The 16,098-nt window shown below is 63.6% G+C and carries 18 protein-coding genes and 1 riboswitch; of the genes, 10 read left to right on the top strand and 8 right to left on the bottom strand.

Annotated elements, in window-relative coordinates:
- The first annotated feature begins 24 nt into the window (after window positions 1-24).
- The 3 genes from xylF (at window position 25) to GTW25_RS16685 (ending at window position 3,280) form a co-directional block, all read left to right on the top strand.
- A complete protein-coding gene (gene xylF / locus GTW25_RS16695) occupies window positions 25-1,068 on the top strand; it encodes a D-xylose ABC transporter substrate-binding protein (protein WP_252913346.1) in 1,044 nt (347 codons plus the stop codon).
- Window positions 1,069-1,170: 102 nt separating this feature from the next.
- Complete coding sequence (locus GTW25_RS16690) at window positions 1,171-2,484, top strand: sugar ABC transporter permease (protein ID WP_252913345.1); 1,314 nt, start codon at window positions 1,171-1,173, stop codon at window positions 2,482-2,484.
- Window positions 2,485-2,494: 10 nt separating this feature from the next.
- Window positions 2,495-3,280 carry an ATP-binding cassette domain-containing protein gene (locus GTW25_RS16685; protein WP_252913344.1) on the top strand — a complete coding sequence of 262 codons (786 nt, stop codon included), beginning with the start codon at window positions 2,495-2,497 and terminating at the stop codon, window positions 3,278-3,280.
- Window positions 3,281-3,336: 56 nt separating this feature from the next.
- On the opposite strand, the gene GTW25_RS16680 is transcribed toward GTW25_RS16685, so the two are convergent.
- The gene (locus GTW25_RS16680) at window positions 3,337-3,594 is read right to left on the bottom strand and encodes a YMGG-like glycine zipper-containing protein (protein WP_252913343.1); all 258 of its coding nucleotides are present in this window, start codon (window positions 3,592-3,594) and stop codon (window positions 3,337-3,339) included.
- A 73-nt stretch (window positions 3,595-3,667) separates the two neighbouring features.
- Complete coding sequence (locus GTW25_RS16675; RefSeq protein ID WP_252913342.1) at window positions 3,668-3,994, bottom strand: hypothetical protein; 327 nt, start codon at window positions 3,992-3,994, stop codon at window positions 3,668-3,670.
- A gap of 94 nt (window positions 3,995-4,088) precedes the next feature.
- On the opposite strand from GTW25_RS16675, the gene GTW25_RS16670 reads away from it, so the two are divergent.
- From GTW25_RS16670 to GTW25_RS16655, 4 genes are all read left to right on the top strand, one after another.
- A complete protein-coding gene (locus GTW25_RS16670) occupies window positions 4,089-5,012 on the top strand; it encodes a site-specific tyrosine recombinase XerD (RefSeq protein ID WP_252913341.1) in 924 nt (307 codons plus the stop codon).
- 90 nt (window positions 5,013-5,102) lie between these two features.
- Window positions 5,103-6,056, top strand: a complete 954-nt coding sequence (locus GTW25_RS16665; protein ID WP_252913340.1) for an acetyl-CoA carboxylase carboxyltransferase subunit alpha — start codon at window positions 5,103-5,105, stop codon at window positions 6,054-6,056.
- A gap of 135 nt (window positions 6,057-6,191) precedes the next feature.
- Window positions 6,192-7,376: a L,D-transpeptidase family protein gene (locus GTW25_RS16660; RefSeq protein WP_308206268.1), complete on the top strand. Its 1,185-nt coding sequence runs from the start codon at window positions 6,192-6,194 to the stop codon at window positions 7,374-7,376.
- 7 nt (window positions 7,377-7,383) lie between these two features.
- Window positions 7,384-7,608: a sulfurtransferase TusA family protein gene (locus GTW25_RS16655; protein WP_252913339.1), complete on the top strand. Its 225-nt coding sequence runs from the start codon at window positions 7,384-7,386 to the stop codon at window positions 7,606-7,608.
- A gap of 25 nt (window positions 7,609-7,633) precedes the next feature.
- Here GTW25_RS16655 and GTW25_RS16650 read toward each other — a convergent pair whose 3' ends face one another.
- Window positions 7,634-8,563, bottom strand: a complete 930-nt coding sequence (locus GTW25_RS16650) for a homoserine O-succinyltransferase (RefSeq protein WP_252913338.1) — start codon at window positions 8,561-8,563, stop codon at window positions 7,634-7,636.
- A gap of 53 nt (window positions 8,564-8,616) precedes the next feature.
- A riboswitch (SAM riboswitch) is annotated at window positions 8,617-8,694 on the bottom strand.
- 83 nt (window positions 8,695-8,777) lie between these two features.
- Here GTW25_RS16650 and hisC point away from each other — a divergent pair.
- Complete coding sequence (gene hisC, locus GTW25_RS16645; RefSeq protein WP_252913337.1) at window positions 8,778-9,875, top strand: histidinol-phosphate transaminase; 1,098 nt, start codon at window positions 8,778-8,780, stop codon at window positions 9,873-9,875.
- A 1-nt stretch (window position 9,876) separates the two neighbouring features.
- Window positions 9,877-10,809 carry a prephenate/arogenate dehydrogenase family protein gene (locus GTW25_RS16640; protein ID WP_252913336.1) on the top strand — a complete coding sequence of 311 codons (933 nt, stop codon included), beginning with the start codon at window positions 9,877-9,879 and terminating at the stop codon, window positions 10,807-10,809.
- 3 nt (window positions 10,810-10,812) lie between these two features.
- On the opposite strand, the gene GTW25_RS16635 is transcribed toward GTW25_RS16640, so the two are convergent.
- Window positions 10,813-11,805, bottom strand: a complete 993-nt coding sequence (locus GTW25_RS16635; protein WP_252913335.1) for a DUF2125 domain-containing protein — start codon at window positions 11,803-11,805, stop codon at window positions 10,813-10,815.
- Window positions 11,806-11,867: 62 nt separating this feature from the next.
- On the opposite strand from GTW25_RS16635, the gene GTW25_RS16630 reads away from it, so the two are divergent.
- Window positions 11,868-12,383 (top strand): gamma-glutamylcyclotransferase, encoded by a 516-nt coding sequence (locus GTW25_RS16630; protein WP_252913334.1) that lies wholly within the window; start codon window positions 11,868-11,870, stop codon window positions 12,381-12,383.
- Here the strand turns inward: GTW25_RS16630 and GTW25_RS16625 are convergent.
- The 4 genes from GTW25_RS16625 to ftsE all read right to left on the bottom strand — a co-directional run bounded on the left by GTW25_RS16625 (window position 12,376) and on the right by ftsE (window position 15,685).
- A complete protein-coding gene (locus GTW25_RS16625) occupies window positions 12,376-13,176 on the bottom strand; it encodes a lysophospholipid acyltransferase family protein (RefSeq protein WP_252913333.1) in 801 nt (266 codons plus the stop codon). The two genes, GTW25_RS16630 and GTW25_RS16625, sit on opposite strands and share 8 nt — an antisense overlap.
- A gap of 76 nt (window positions 13,177-13,252) precedes the next feature.
- Complete coding sequence (locus GTW25_RS16620; RefSeq protein ID WP_252913332.1) at window positions 13,253-13,957, bottom strand: YdcF family protein; 705 nt, start codon at window positions 13,955-13,957, stop codon at window positions 13,253-13,255.
- Window positions 13,958-14,070: 113 nt separating this feature from the next.
- Window positions 14,071-15,033, bottom strand: a complete 963-nt coding sequence (locus GTW25_RS16615; protein ID WP_372493212.1) for a cell division protein FtsX — start codon at window positions 15,031-15,033, stop codon at window positions 14,071-14,073.
- Window positions 15,026-15,685, bottom strand: coding sequence for a cell division ATP-binding protein FtsE (gene ftsE / locus GTW25_RS16610; RefSeq protein WP_252913331.1), 660 nt, complete (start codon window positions 15,683-15,685; stop codon window positions 15,026-15,028). Before ftsE ends, GTW25_RS16615 begins: the two co-directional genes overlap by 8 nt.
- Between the last annotated feature and the right edge of the window lie 413 nt (window positions 15,686-16,098).

Raw genomic sequence — 16,098 nt, 5'->3', positions numbered from 1 at the left:
CGCTCGCGGCGCAGGGAGGATATCATGAAGATTTTCACAACCGCCTTGCTGGCGGGTGTCGCGATGTCGATGACGCTTGTCGCCGCCGCGAAGGCCGAAGGGCTCGTCATCGGCGTTTCCTGGTCGAACTTTCAGGAAGAGCGCTGGAAGACCGACGAGGCGGCGATGAAGGAAGCGATCGAGGCCGCCGGAAACAGCTACATTTCCGCCGACGCGCAGTCTTCGGCTGCCAAGCAGCTCACCGACGTGGAATCGCTGATCAGCCAGGGCGCCAATGCGCTGATCATTCTGGCGCAGGATTCCTCGGCCATCGCTCCGGCCGTGCAGAACGCCGTCGACGAAGGCATCCCGGTCGTGGGCTACGATCGCCTGATCGAGAATCCGGACGCCTTCTATCTGACCTTCGACAACAAGGAAGTGGGCCGCATGCAGGCCCAGTCAGTGTTCGACGTCCAGCCCGAGGGCAATTACGTCTTCATCAAGGGCTCGTCGTCCGATCCGAATGCCGACTTCCTGTTCGCGGGGCAGATGGAAGTGCTTCAGGACGCGATCGATTCCGGCGCGATCACCAATGTCGGCGAAGCCTATACGGATGGCTGGCTGCCTGCCAACGCGCAGCGCAACATGGAGCAGTTCCTGACCCAGAGCAATAACGAGGTCGCCGCAGTCGTCGCCTCGAACGACGGCACGGCCGGGGGCGCGATCGCCGCGCTCGACGCGCAGGGACTTGCCGGTTCCGTGCCGGTTTCGGGGCAGGACGCCGACCATGCCGCGCTCAATCGCATCGCGCTCGGTACCCAGACCGTCTCGATCTGGAAGGACTCGCGCGAACTCGGCAAGGCAGCGGCGGAAATCGCCAACGAACTCGCCGGCGGCGCGGCCATGACCGACATCGCGAATGTGGTGCAGTGGTCGGACGGCCCCAACGGGGTCGACATGAACGCCGTCTTCCTGACGCCGGTCGCGATCACGAAGGACAATCTCGACGTCATCATCGACGCCGGGTGGGTCTCGAAGGATGTCGTGTGCCAGGGCGTTGCAGCAGGCTCGGCCGCGGCCTGCGACTAAGACCGGCGCTTCGCCGACCAAGACGCCGCGGTTTGACGAAAGCCGCGGCGTATCCATAAAGTGTGATGCGCAGCGTTTTCAGCGCTCGCGATGGAGGAACCGATGTCGGACACGACGTCTCCCGCGCCGGTCGATTCGGCCCGTGCGTCCCAGCAGGGCTCTGTCGCCCGCTTCATGAAAGCCACCGAACTCGATACCCGCATGCTCGGCATGCTGGGCGCGCTGGCGGTCATCTGGATCATCTTTCACGTCATGTCGGGCGGGCTGTTCCTGACACCGCGAAATTTGTGGAACCTGTCGGTGCAGTCCGCATCCGTCGCCGTCATGGCGACCGGCATGGTTCTGGTCATCGTCACGCGGAACATCGACCTTTCTGTCGGCTCGATCCTCGGCGTCACCGGCATGATCATGGGCGTGGCGCAGGTGACCTACCTGCCGCAATATCTCGGTTTTACAAGTCCCGCGATCTGGATTCTGGCGATCCTCATCGGTCTTGTGGCAGGCGTCGCGATCGGCGCGCTGCACGGCTACATCATCGCCTATATGCAGGTGCCGGCCTTCATCGTGACGCTTGGCGGCCTTCTCGTGTGGCGCGGGGCGGCCTGGTGGGTGACGAGCGGCCAGACCGTCGCGCCGATGAACCCGACTTTCCGTCTTCTGGGCGGCGGGGCGGAAGGAGCGATCGGGGCGACATGGAGCTGGGTGGTCGGCCTGATCGCCTGCGCCGCCGTGATCTTCTTCATCTGGAACGCGCGCAAGCAGCGCCGGCGCTTCAAGTTCCCGCTTCGCCCGCTATGGGCCGAGGGATTTTTAGGCACGGTCGCCTGCGTCCTCATCCTCGGCGCCGTCCACGTCGCCAATTCCTATCCGTGGCCGGCCGGAATCGTGAACCGCTACGCACAGGCCAACAATATCGAAATTCCCGAAGGGGGGCTGTTCATCGCGCACGGCATCGCCATTCCGGTGCTGATCGCGATCGCGGTCGGCATCGCGATGACCTTTCTGGCAACGCGCACGCGTTTCGGCCGCTACGTCTTCGCGATCGGCGGCAACCCGGAGGCCGCAGCGCTCGCCGGCATCAATACACGCTGGATCACCATGAAGATCTTCATGCTGATGGGCGGGCTGGCGGCCATCGGCGCGTGCATCTCCACGGCCCGCCTCAATGCCGCGACGAACGCGCAAGGGACGCTGGATGAGCTTCTGGTGATTGCCGCCGCCGTCATCGGCGGAACGTCGCTGTCCGGCGGCGTCGGCACGATTGCCGGCGCGATGATCGGCGCGGTTCTGATGCAATCGCTCGCCACGGGCATGATCCTTTTGGGCGTCGATTCGCCGTTGCAGAACATCGTCGTCGGCGCGGTGCTGGTCGTTGCCGTATGGCTCGACACGATCTATCGCCGCCGCGTCGGTTGAGGAGGGACAGATGGAAAACCGCACTCCGCTCGTCGAAATGAGCAACATTTCCATTTCGTTCGGCGGCATTCATGCCGTCGACGATGCCAGCATCGATCTTTTTCCCGGCGAAGTCGTCGCGCTTCTGGGCCATAACGGCGCGGGCAAGTCGACGCTGATCAAGATATTGTCGGGCGCCTACAGGCGCGATGCCGGCACGATCCGCGTCAATGGCGAGGACGTGGACATCTCCAATCCGCGCGACGCGAAGAGATACGGGATCGAGACGATCTACCAGACGCTGGCGCTGGCCGACAATGTGGACGCCGCCGCCAATCTCTTTCTGGGTCGCGAATTGCGCACGCCCTGGGGCACGCTCGACGACGTGGCGATGGAATCGGAAACGCGCAAGGTGATGGGGCGTCTCAATCCGCGCTTTCAGCGTTTCAAGGAACCGGTGATGAAACTGTCGGGCGGACAGCGCCAGTCGGTCGCCATCGCCCGCGCGATCCATTTCAACGCCCGCATCCTGATCATGGACGAGCCGACCGCCGCGCTCGGCCCGCAGGAAACGGCGCAGGTGTCTGAACTCGTTTTGCAGCTCAAGAATGACGGCATCGGCATCTTCCTGATCAGTCACGACATCCACGACGTGTTCGATCTCGCCGACCGCGTCGTTGTGATGAAGAACGGGCAGGTGGTCGGCACGGCGCGGACCGGGGACGTCAGCCAGGACGAGGTGCTCGGCATGATCATCTTGGGCAAATGCCCGCCCGGTGCGGTTCCAGGCCCCGGCGCGCTGAAGATCGCGGCCTGATCGTCAACGAAAAAGGGGCGCCGGAGCGCCCCTTTTTAAACTTCCGCTTCAGCGGATCAGCAACGTGCTTCGTAGCGCTCGCCCGTGCGGCGGTCGCGATAGATGCACCAGCCGTCGCGTTGCTGATTGCGGCCAACCAAATAGCCGGCCGTGCCGCCGATCAGGCCGCCGACCGCTGCACCACCGACATCGCCGGTTGCAATTGCGCCGACGCCTGCACCGAGTGCTGCGCCGCCGACTGCAGTCTGCTCGGCGGTCGTGCAGCCTGCTGCGATCATCAAGGTAGCGGCCAAAGCCATCATCGTCTTTTTCATTTACAGCCTCCAGTAGGATGGGCATGCCCTTCGGCGTGTAAATGAAGTGCATGCGGTTTAATAATCAAGTCGTTTATTCCCAACGGTTCGAAATAGCGTCTCCGCTCGACATCGCAATCGTCGCCTGCGGTTCCGCCAATGGCTCAAGGGACGCGACCAGCTTGCCGTCCTCGATGTCCCAGACCAGCTCGGCATCAGCCTCGACGAGCAGGGGATCGACGGAAAGGCATTCGGCAAACATCCTCGGATATGTTCCATCGGCGGCGGATCGCACCGAATGAAGATCCGAGTCGCATTCTTCCATCGTTTCGTATGCGAAAGTCGGTACGGCGATTTCCTCGCATTTGACGAGGTCGCCCGAGCATCCGATCATCAGAAGAATGGCAGCGATGTGTTCCATGTCCTCGTTCCCTTGACAGGCATCAAACGGATGGAACACGCCGTTGGTTCCCCGGCTTCATCAAACGATAAGGATTCACGCCGAAGGTCGGTGCATGACAAGTGCCCTGAGGATCGAATCCTTCCTTGAAATGATGAGCACGGAACGCGGTGCGAGCGACAACACGCTCGCAGCCTATCGACGCGACCTGGACGATGCCCAGCAATTCGCCGCGCATCGCAGCGGGGTGGCGGCGGCTTCCGCCGCCGATTTGCGCGACTATCTGGAGGATTTGGCGATCCGCGGCTTCAGCGCGTCGTCGCAGGCGCGCCGTCTGTCCGCGCTGCGCCAGTTCTACAAATTCCTCTACGCCGAGGGTCTGCGCACCGACGATCCGACAGCCACCATCGATGCGCCGCGCAAGAGCCGCCCCTTGCCCAAAAGCATGGGGGAAACGGTCGTAGAGCGCCTTTTGGCGCGGGCAGCGCTCGAAGCGGCGCAGCCGGAGCGTTCCGGCGCTGCGCGTGCCGGTTGCCTGCGTCTTCATGCGATGGCCGAACTGCTTTATGCGACGGGCCTGCGCGTTTCCGAACTGGTGCAACTGCCGCTCACGATTGCGCTGCGGCCCGAACGCTTCTTCATGGTTCGCGGCAAGGGCGGCAAGGACCGGCTCGTGCCCCTGTCACCGGAGGCACGGGACGCGCTCAAGGCGTGGGTCGATCTGCGCGAGGCCGATCCGGCATGGACGGACAATCGCTTCCTGTTTCCGGCCCGCTCGCGCGAAGGGCATGTCGCCCGCCAGGTGCTGGCGCGCGAGCTGAAGGCGCTGGGCACGCGTGCGGGCATCAAGGCCGCCGACCTTTCGCCCCACGTCCTGCGCCACGCCTTTGCCAGCCATCTGTTGCAGAACGGAGCCGATTTGCGCGCGGTCCAGCAATTGCTGGGCCATGCCGACATCTCGACCACGCAAATCTACACCCACGTTCTCGACAAGACACTGAGCGAACTGGTTTCGAATCACCATCCGCTTGCCGATTAACGTCTCGACCGCTATGTGAAGCCCGCATCATTCAAGCATTGGCCGTCCCGGCCGCTTCCATGCCGATCTTCCGGATAAGCCAGAGAGTCCATGTATAATTATCTCGACTTCGAAAAGCCCGTCGCAGACCTCGAAGGCAAGATCCTCGAACTCAGGAAGCTTGCCGACAGTGGAGAATCGGTCGATGTCGGCGACGAGATCGCCCGGCTGGAAAAGCGCTCGCGCGAGGCGTTGCGCGATACGTACCGGCAACTGACGCCGTGGCAGAAGGCGCAGGTCGCGCGCCATCCCGACCGGCCGCATTGCGTGGATTACGTTTCCGGCCTTTTCACCGATTTCACACCGCTCGCCGGCGATCGCGGCTTTGGCGAGGACAATGCCATCATTGGCGGTTTCGCGCGCTTTCGCGGGCAACCGATCGCCGTTCTTGGCCAGGAGAAGGGCTCCGATACCAAGACTCGCCTCAAGCACAATTTCGGCATGGCGCGGCCCGAGGGCTACCGCAAGGCCGTGCGCATCATGGAACTTGCCGATCGCTACGACGTGCCGATGGTCACACTGGTCGATACGGCGGGCGCGTATCCGGGCATCGGCGCGGAAGAGCGCGGCCAGGCCGAGGCCATCGCGCGCTCGACCTCGAAATGCCTTTCCATGAAGGTGCCGACCGTTTCCGTCGTCATCGGCGAGGGCGGTTCGGGCGGCGCGATCGCCATCGCGGTCGCCAACAAGGTCTATATGCTCGAACACTCCATCTATTCGGTGATTTCGCCGGAAGGCGCGGCTTCGATCCTGTGGCACGATTCCACCCGCGCCAAGGATGCGGCGACGAACATGAAGATCACCGCGCAGGATCTGCTCGGCCTGAAGATCATCGACGGGATCATCGCCGAGCCGCTCGGCGGGGCGCATCGCGGGCGCGAGAACGTCATCGAGGCCGCCGGCGAGCAGATCGCGCGCGGTTTCGAGGAACTGCGCAGCGCGAACATGGACTACCGCGAACATCGCCGCGAAAAGTTCCTGGCCATCGGCCGGAATATCGGTTGATACTCTCCCAGCGTCAGGTGGTCAGCTTTTTTATGTTGTAGTAAGGGTTTTTCAAGGTTAACCAGTCTAGCGTCGGATTTTACGGGACGGATCGCGCCATGCGTCGCCCGGGATGAACGAGAGCCGTCCACGACCATGAATCTTCGCCTTGCGCACGTAACCCTTCTCGCCGCCGCCACGATGCTGGCGGGCTGCAATGCGTCCCTCGAAGACATCGCGCCGAAGGCCGAGCGGCAATTGCCGGCCAAGATCGTTCAGACGATGAAGGCGAAGGGGATGACGACCACGTCGCCCATCATGGTGCGCCTTTTCAAGGAAGAGGCGGTTCTGGAGGTCTGGAAGCAGAAGGACAACGGTCGCTATGATCTCGTCCAGACCTATGAAATCTGCAAATGGTCGGGAAAGCTCGGCCCGAAATTCACCGAGGGCGACCGGCAGGCACCCGAAGGGTTTTACACGGTGGCCTCACACCAGATGAACCCGAATTCGAGCTATCACCTCTCGTTCAACATCGGCTTTCCCAATGTCTACGACCGCGCGCATGGCCGCTCGGGCCAGCATCTGATGGTGCATGGCGGGTGTTCATCGTCGGGCTGCTATTCGATGACCGACGAGAGTGTGGAGCAGATTTACGCGTTTGCGCGCGATGCCTTCAAGGGTGGTCAGCAGGCATTCCAGCTCCAGGCATTCCCCTTCCGCATGACCGCGCAGAACATGGCGCGCTACAAGAGCGATCCGAATTACGAATTCTGGACCATGCTCAAGGAAGGCTACGACCACTTCGAGATCACCAAGGTGCCGCCGAAGGTCGACGTGTGCGAGCGCCGCTACGTGTTCAACCAGTTCACCGCCGACGGGAGCGCCTTCTCGCCGACCGGGGCCTGCCCGGCCGCGACGCAGCCCGAAGCCTTGCAGACGGCCTACAAGACCTACCAGACGACGTTCGACGCCGCATTCACCTCGGCTTTGTCGACGTCGACATCGAAGCCCGCAGCGTCGATCACAGGCGTCAAGGAAGCGACGCTCGTGGCCGACTGGTCGCGAAAGCGCGCGCGCGGTGAACGCGTCAGCCAGGAACCGCCGAATTTCGAGCAGTCCGGAATCATGGTCTCCACGCGTCCGCCGAGCGAGCGTCCCGCGGTGACGACGGCATCGATTACACGCTCCGCACCGCAATCAGCGCCAGTCGCCGCTCCCGCCGCGCCGCCGCCCGCCGAAACGGCAGCGGAGGCCGTAGAGGCCGCAGCGCCGGTGGTCGCGGCGCAGCCAACCGAACAACCGTCGCGTCTTGGCCGTCTGATGAGCCTGTTCGGCAACTGAGACCCGCTTGAGCGAAATCTACGATCTTCGGGGGCTGAACTGTCCCCTGCCGGTGTTGAAGACACGCAAGCGCCTTCAGGCGATGACGGTCGGCGACACGCTGACCATCGAGACGACGGACCCGCTGGCAAGCATCGACGTTCCGGCGTTCTGCGCGGAAGACGGCCACCGGCTCCTTTCGAGCGAGGTCGTCGAAGGCGGTCATCGCTTCGTCATAGAAAAGCGCGGCTGACCGGTTTCCTGACCGATCCGGCCCTTTACGGGCGCCCGGATCTGCCTATGTCGTCGAGCTCATAAGCCGTCGTCTGGTAGACCTGGTTGATCCAGTTGCCGAACAAAAGATGGGCGTGCGAGCGCCAGCGGTTGAGCGGCGCGCGTGCCGGGTCGTCGTCGGGATAATAGGCGTGGGGCAGCCGCGTCTTCACGCCGGCGGCGACGTCGCGGTCGTATTCTTCCTTCAGCGACGTGGAATCATATTCGATGTGATTGAACATATAGAGGCGGTTGCCGGCCCTTTCCGCCAGCATGCAAGGCCCGGTCGCATCCGATTCCATCAGGAGTTCGAGACCGGAGCCGGGCCGGATGTCGGCCGAGCGGACTTCCGTCCAGCGCGACACCGGCACGGCGAAATCGTCCGAGACGCCGGTGAGATAGGGCGATGCGGGCGCGTTGTTGCGATGGCGGAACACGCCGAATGCCTTTTCCTCAAGCGGGTATTTCGGCAATTGGTGAAAATGCCAGGCTGCAGCCATCGCGCCCCAGCAGATGAAGAACGGCGAGTGCACGTTCGTCGTCGTCCAATCCAGGATCTGCGTCAGTTCCTCCCAGTAGCCGACCTCCTCAAACGGCAGCAATTCGATAGGCGCCCCCGTCACGATAAAGCCGTCGAACCTGCGCTCGCGAACCTCCTCCCATGTGCGGTAGAACGAGATCAGGTGATCCTCGGGCGTGTTCCTTGCCTTGTGGGTGCCGATCCGCACGAGCGTCAACTCTATCTGGAGCGGCGTCGCGCCGATCAGCCTTGCAAACTGCGTTTCGGTGCGGATCTTGTTCGGCATCAAGTTGAGAAGACCGATCTGCAGGGGGCGTATGTCCTGCCGGAGCGCCGTCTGCTCGTCCATGACGGACACGCCCTCGCGCACGAGGACGTCGCGGGCGGGAAGCTGGTCGGGGATCTTGATCGGCATGGCGCACTCCAGAACGAAAAAGGACCGGCGACGAATTCACGGCCGGTCCCGACGGACTGTTGCAGGCGGCCCTTTAGCAATTTGTTTAACGTGGCTGCAAGCCGACCGGCCAAATCACCACGGGTCTTCAGGCGCTTTTAGGCACGCTCGCCCTTTGCGTCAATCGCAAAGCTTGATAGATGAAAGCCGCCTTCCCAAACGTGGACAATCGACCATGACCGACACGCTTCGCCCGCAGCCCCGCCCCGGTGTGATGGATATCGCAGCCTATGTGCCCGGCAAGCACGGCGACGCGTCGAAAGGCAAGGTTCACAAGCTGTCGTCCAACGAGACGCCGCTCGGCGCGTCGCCGGATGCGCTAGATGCGGCGGCGCAGGTGCTCTCCCATGCCGAATTCTACCCGGACGGTTCGGCCACCGAATTGCGCATGGCCATCGCTGAAGTTCACGGCCTGAACGCGCAGAACATCCTGTGCTCGAACGGATCGGACGAACTGCTCGGTTTTCTTGCGCAGACCTATCTGACGGCGGGCGACGAGGGCATCTTCACCGAGCACGGCTTCCTCGTCTATCGCATCCAGATCCTTGCGGCCGGCGGCGTGCCGATTGTGGTCGAGGAAAAGGACGAGCGCGCGGATGTCGATGCCATCCTCGCGGCCGTCACCGAGCGCACGAGGATCGTCTTCCTCGCCAATCCCAACAATCCGACCGGCACCTATCTGCCCTTCGAGGACGTGCGGCGGCTTCATGCTGGCCTGCCGAAGCACGTTCTGCTCGTGCTCGACGCGGCCTATGCCGAATATGTGCGCCGCAATGACTACGAATCCGGCATGGAACTCGTGTCGGCGTCGCAGAACGTCGTGATGACGCGCACCTTTTCCAAGATCCACGGCCTTGCGGCGCTTCGCATCGGCTGGATGTATGCGCCGGCCGCGATCATCGACGCGGTCAACCGCGTGCGCGGCCCCTTCAACGTCAATGCGCTGGCGATCGCGGCAGGTGCGGCTGCGATCCGCGACCGGAACCATGTCGAAGAAGCGGTCGCGTATAATGAGGCATGGTTGCCGTGGGTAACGGACGAATTGACCAAGATCGGCCTGCGCGTGACGCCGAGCGTCGGCAATTTCGTTCTGGTTCATTTCCCGCAGAACGGGCGCTCGGCCGAGGCGGCGGATGCGTATCTGACCGAGCGCGGCTATATTCTGCGCCGCGTCGCCGGCTACGGATTTCCCAACGCGCTGCGCATGACGATCGGCTCGGAAGAGGCCAATCGTGGCGTGGTTTCCGCCTTGACCGAATTCATGAAGATTTGACGTGACGAAACCGCATTTCGAACGTATCGCGCTTGTCGGCATCGGCCTTATCGGCTCGTCGCTGGCGCGCATCATCCGCCGCGAGGGGCTGGCCGGCCATCTCGTCGTTTCCACGCGAAGCGCCGACACGCTGCGACGCGCCGAGGAACTGGGGCTGGGTGACAGCTATCTCGCCGATGCCGCCGAGGCGGTGCGCGATGCCGACCTCGTCATCGTTTCCGTACCCGTTGGGGCGTCCGAATCCGTGGCGATGGCGATCCAGGACGCGCTGAAACCGGGCGCAATCGTCACCGATGTCGGCTCAACCAAGGCGTCGGTGATCGCACAAATGGGTCCGCATATTCCGGCCGGCGTGCACTTCATTCCCGGCCACCCGCTTGCGGGTACGGAAAAGTCCGGACCGGATGCCGGCTTTGCCGAACTTTTCGCCAATCGCTGGTGCATCCTGACGCCGCTCGAAGGCACCGATCCGGCCGCGCTGGAAAAGCTTGCCGATTTCTGGCGCGCATGCGGGTCGAACATCGACACGATGGACCCGCAGCATCACGACATGGTGCTCGCCATCGTCTCGCATTTGCCGCACATCATCGCCTACAACATCGTGGGCACGGCCGACGACCTCCAGTCGGTCACCGAAAGCGAAGTGATCAAATATTCCGCGTCGGGTTTTCGCGATTTTACCCGTCTGGCCGCGTCCGATCCGACCATGTGGCGGGATGTGTGCCTGCACAACAAGGACGCGATCCTCGAAATGCTGGCGCGGTTTTCCGAAGACCTCGCCTCGCTGCAGCGCGCGATCCGCTGGGGCGACGGCGACAAGCTCTTCGACCTGTTCACCCGCACGCGCCACATCCGCCGTTCGATCATCGATGCCGGTCAGGAGGTCGATGTGCCGGACTTCGGCCGTCAGGCAGCGAAGCCGAAGGGCGGCTAGGCCTCAAACCGGCGGGATGTTGCCCAGCCGCAGGAAGCCGATCGAGACCGCGCCCTTCTCGATGCGAACGGGCATGGATGGCGTGTCGCCGAGCATCGCGACACCCATGAAGGCGATCCGGATCTGGTCGCGGGCGGCGGGGAAGAACTCGGCCATGATCTGCGCGAAGACCTGCGGGTTTTCGAGCGACATCGTCAGTTGCGCATCGATGAGTCCTGCTTCGTCGATGGAAATCGGCCCCGTGATGCGTGCCGCCGTTTCGTTGCCGGCGGTCCGCAGCACCATCGAATTTATGGTTGCGCCGAGGCCTCGCAGTCCGCTTCCCGAAAAGGCCGGGGAGGGGTCGACGGGGAAGTTCACATCGGCCTCGCCGCTCAGGAGCGGCAGCGTGCCGTCGCCAAGCAATACCGGGTCGAGCGAGAGGCGCTCGAAGCGCCAGGCTATGTCGCGACCGCTGCCTGCCGGGCGCATGTGGAACTCGGCGCTGTCGGCGGACGCTGCCGGGCGCTGGCCGGCGGGCGCCGAATCGGGACCGATCGCGATGTTGGTCGCGACCATGGAGAGAATGTCCGGGCGCGTGCCGGTCAGGCGCGTCGAGGATTGCAGCGATTCCCACGTCACTTCCTGCGCGTTGAGGCCGGGAAATTCGACGATGGCCGGGCCGTCCAGTTCACCGACGATGCGGTTTGGCTGGTAGACCTGCGCGGCGGTGCGCATGGCCCCGGCGCGGATGGCGACACCGGACGGCGCATCCACATACATGACGGACCGGCAGAACAGCCCGATGCGGAAGGGGTAGCCGCGCGCCTCCGCATTCTCGCAACTGGCACGGCGGCCGCCCGCGTTGATCGCTGCGACCCGGGCATTGGCTTCGGTGACGAGCCGGTCGGCTGCATAGTTCCAGCCATAGGTGTAGCCGGCAATCACGACGATGATGGCGATCAGAAGGAACACGAAGCGGCGAACCGAACTGCCCCCGGATTGTCTTGACGCCATGCGGTCTGCCTCGCTACCCAGTTCCGGCCGGCTCGACCGGCGATCAACAGTTCCAAGGCGATATGGGCGATTTTTGGGTCTTTGGCTATGGCTCGCTGATGTGGCGGCCGGGCTTTGCACATACCGAGACGCATCGGGCGCGGCTTCACGGATACCGGCGCGCTCTATGCGTGCATTCGCATATTCATCGCGGCACCGCCGAGCGGCCCGGTCTGGTGCTGGGCCTCGACCGTGGAGGCTCCTGCATCGGCATGGCGTTTCGCGTGCCCGATGCGCTGCGCGACGAGGTCACGACCTATCTGCGCGAGCGCGAACTCGTTACCAATGTCTATCACGAACGCCTTTTGCCGGTGCGGCTCGAAAACGGGCCGATGGTCGAGGCGCTGACCTATGTGGTCGATCGCGGCCACCCGCAATATGCCGGGCGACTCGATGCCGAGCATGCCGCGCTGGCCGTCAATGGCGCGGTCGGCGTGTCGGGTCCGAACGAGGAATATGTCCTCAACACCGTCGCGCATCTGGATGCGCTCGGCATCCGCGATCAGTGGCTCGAAAACGTCGCGAGGCGAATCAGGTAGATCGTGGTGCAGGTTCGACGCCGAGCGTCTTGAGCCGGTCCAGAGCGGTCTGCGGCAATGGCGGTCCCTTCGGGTCGCGCGCGACCTCGATCAGAAGCTCGTCGCAGGCCGCTTCCGTCTCGCGCACGAGGCGTTCGAGAAACACTTCCTTTTCCAGGCCGGGCTCGATGGCGGGCAGGAACTTCGCGTGGATCGTGCCGGGGTAGCGCAGGAACTTGCGGCGCGGCCAATAAAGGCCGGCGACGTGGGCGACTGGAATGACCGGCACGTTCAATTGCGCATAAAGCTCGGCAATGCCGTATTTATAAGCCGGTTCCGCGCCGGGCGGGCGGCGGGTGCCTTCGGGATAGACGATCAGTTGGCGGCCCTCAGCCATGCGCTCGCGCGCGACTTTCACGGCCTGCCGCAGCGCCTTGGAACGGCTGCCGCGATGGATCGGGATCATCTTCATCTTGCCGACATACCAGCCGAAGAACGGAATCCACATCAACTCCCGTTTCAGGATGTAGACAGGGTCGGCCATGTACGGGAAGAAAGAGATCGTGTCCCACAGCGACTGATGCTTGGGCGCGAGGATGTATCCGCCTTGCGGAAGGTTCTCGACGCCCTCGATCTTCTGATGCGTGCCGGCGATCACCTTCATCAGCCACAGGCTTGAACGCGACCATGCGCGCGGAACGAACCAGGCCAGATGGCGCGGCAGGAAGAAGTAGATCGGCGTCCAGACGAGCATCTGGACGATCAGGCTCGCATAAAAGGCCACGTTGAAGGCCAGCGAACGGATTTGCAGCATCTGGCGGGCTCGCACTGTTTCAGGCCGTCGCTGGTTACACGATGGCGCCGCAAAGGCAAATGCCGGTCTAGTCTTTTCAGCGCTCCACCGAGTCAGGCGTCGCTCCCGCCTCCACGACGACCGAAGCCGGATTGCCCGCGCGCGGCGGCAGGACGGTGGTGCGCGCCAGAGCCGCGAGATATTTGGTGTATTCGGTGAACAACACCCGCAGCGCGCTGCGGCTTCCCAGCCACTGGCCGCCGTCGAGCCGGTTCGTCACGACGGGATAGGGCGTGAGCCGTGCATTGCGCAGCGCATGGCCCATTTCGAGAAGGCTGCGCGGCATGTGATAATTGTTGGTGACGACGATCGCGCTTCGAAACGCGTTCTGCTCGAGCCATTTGGCGCTCTCGGCGGCGTTGCCGATCGTGTCGAGCGCGTCGCGGTCGATGTCGACGCAACAGGTGAAGAGGTCGCCGTCGGCGCCGGTCGCGCGCTGGATGTCGAGCGGGCGGGCGACCGGGTTCACGCCGGAAATGAGCAGCCGCTTGCCGCGTCCCTCCTGCAGGAGCTGAACCGCGGCGTCGAGGCGTGCCACGCCGCCGGTCAGGACGATGATGGCATCGGCGCTGCCAGGGTCCGCCGGCGTCTCCAGCCGTCCGACATGGGTTGCGAACACCAGAAAGCCGCCCGCGAACACGAAGCCGAGGCACAGAACCACGATGATCGAGGCGCGAACCAGCGCCGGCAGACCCCGCCTTGCCGTGTCGCGCTTTAATTCATACGCGCTGCGTCCTCGCATGTCCTTGAGCACCACAATTTTCGCGCCGCACGCCTTTGCGCGGCGAATCCTCACTAAGGTAGTGCCCCGAAACGCGCGAACACACAAAAGATTTCCATCGAAGGCGCTAAACGTCAGGCGTTCTGGCGTCCGTCGAGTTCGGAAAGATAGCCGGCGACCGTCAAATGCGTCGTCGCGCCGGTCAAGATCGTGACGGTGGCGGCCACCAGCGCCACGCCCAGATAGCCGGTGGGGCCGATCGCGAAATTGCCGAACAGGGCGGCCGCCTGATCGCCCTCCGGTGTCGCTAGATTTGCCGAGGACCAGATCGCAAATCCGATGAAGACGACGATGGCGGCGGCTCCGCCGATCGCGGCCCCCTTAAGGCCGGTCCACAGGAAGTGGCGCCGAAATTCGCCCGCGATGAAGCGCGCTTCCGCGCCCACGAAATGCAGGACTTCGATGATGTGGCCGTTGCCGTCCATCGCGCCGCGCGTTGCGAAGACGACGGTGAGCACGGTCGCCGCCAGCATCAGGGCAAGGATGGACAGGCCGATCGCCACGGTCGTGTTCGCCATCGCGACCAGCCGGTCGGCCCATGTGCGGTGATCGTCCAGCGAGGCGCCGGGCACCTCGCCGGACAGCAGGGCTCGCATGGTCGGAAAGTCCGGCGGGGCGAGCGGATCGATGGTGACGACGATCAGGCGCGGCACCGGCAGTTCATCGAGATCGAGGCCGGTTCCGAGCCACGGCTCCAGCAGGCGCGCGGTTGCGGCCTCGTCAACGATGGATGCGGAACGCACGCCGGCAAAACCTGCCGCGATGCGCTGGGCGGCAAGCAGCGAGGTTTCCATATCGATGCCGTCGGCCGGCTTGATCTGGATCGTCGCCTCGCGCGAGATTTCGGTCTGCCAGGCGCTCGATGCGTCCCTTACCAGCGTGACCGCGCCGAGCGTCAGACAGGACAGGAACGTCATGATGGCGATGACGACGACGAGCGCCGTGCCGGCAACGTTCTGCACCGGGACGATCGGAGTGGGCGCGCGCCTCATGCGGCGGGCGGGCATTGCGACGGCCGGTTCGGCGATCTCAGTCATAGATGTCGAGCCTGCCACCGGTCAGAACCATGCGCCGCGCATCGACCTGATCCATCAACGTGAGATCGTGGGTCGCGATGACGACGGCCGTGCCGAGCCGGTTCAGTTCCATGAAAAGACGCAGCAGGCGACGCGCCAGCGGCGGATCGACATTGCCGGTCGGCTCGTCGGCCAGAAGCATGTCCGGCTGCTCGATCAGCGCGCGGGCGATCGCAGCGCGCTGCTTCTCGCCGCCGGAAAGGACGGGCGGCAGAACATGCATGCGCTCTCCCAGCCCGACCCATTTCAAAAGCTCGATCACGTCCTGGCGATAGCTGGATTCGTCGCGACCGCGCACCCGCAGGGGCAGCGCCACGTTCTCATAGGTCGTCATATGGTCGAGCAGGCGAAAATCCTGGAACACGACGCCGATGCGCCGGCGCATGGCCGGCAGGTCACGCGCCGAGATTCGGGACCGATCCTTGCCGAAAACGGTGATGAGGCCGCGCGTGGGCTTCAGCGACATGAAAAGCAGGCGCAAAAGCGTCGTCTTGCCCGCGCCGGACGGTCCGGTGAGGAACTGGAAGGAGCGCGCCGGCACATGGAACGAGACGTCGCGCAGCACTTCCGTGCCCATCCCATAGCGCAAGCCGACATTTTCGAAATGGATCACCGCACCGACCTTCACCGGAATCAGAACTGCGCACGAGGCAGGCGAGATTTCAACCTTGGTCCGGCATAGTTAACGGGGGGTTAAAAAACTAAGGCTTGCCTTCATCGTCGTCGCGTCGGCCGCTTTCGCCGTTCCTGTGTATCTCCCGAAGCCATGCCGGCGCGCGCCGCCGATGCCGCGAGAAACGATAGTTGAGGCGATCGCTGTGGCGGTCCATCCAGGCAAGAACGCAGAGGCATATAAAGACGATGACGGCGACCATCACGAAAACGATCTCGTAGTTTTCCATGCCGATCTCTCATTCGTCGCAAGATGGCAGCGTGTCATGGTCCCACGTCCAAATTCGCAGGCCGCCTGCGCTGGCGTATCGGGACCGATCAAGCGAAGCTTTAACGATTAGCGGGTAGTTCAGG

Source organism: Aliihoeflea aestuarii, assembly GCF_024105665.1.
Lineage (GTDB): Bacteria > Pseudomonadota > Alphaproteobacteria > Rhizobiales > Rhizobiaceae > Aliihoeflea > Aliihoeflea aestuarii.
Note: the sequence above shows the minus strand (reverse complement) of the source record. Positions and strands in the feature narration are given on the sequence as shown.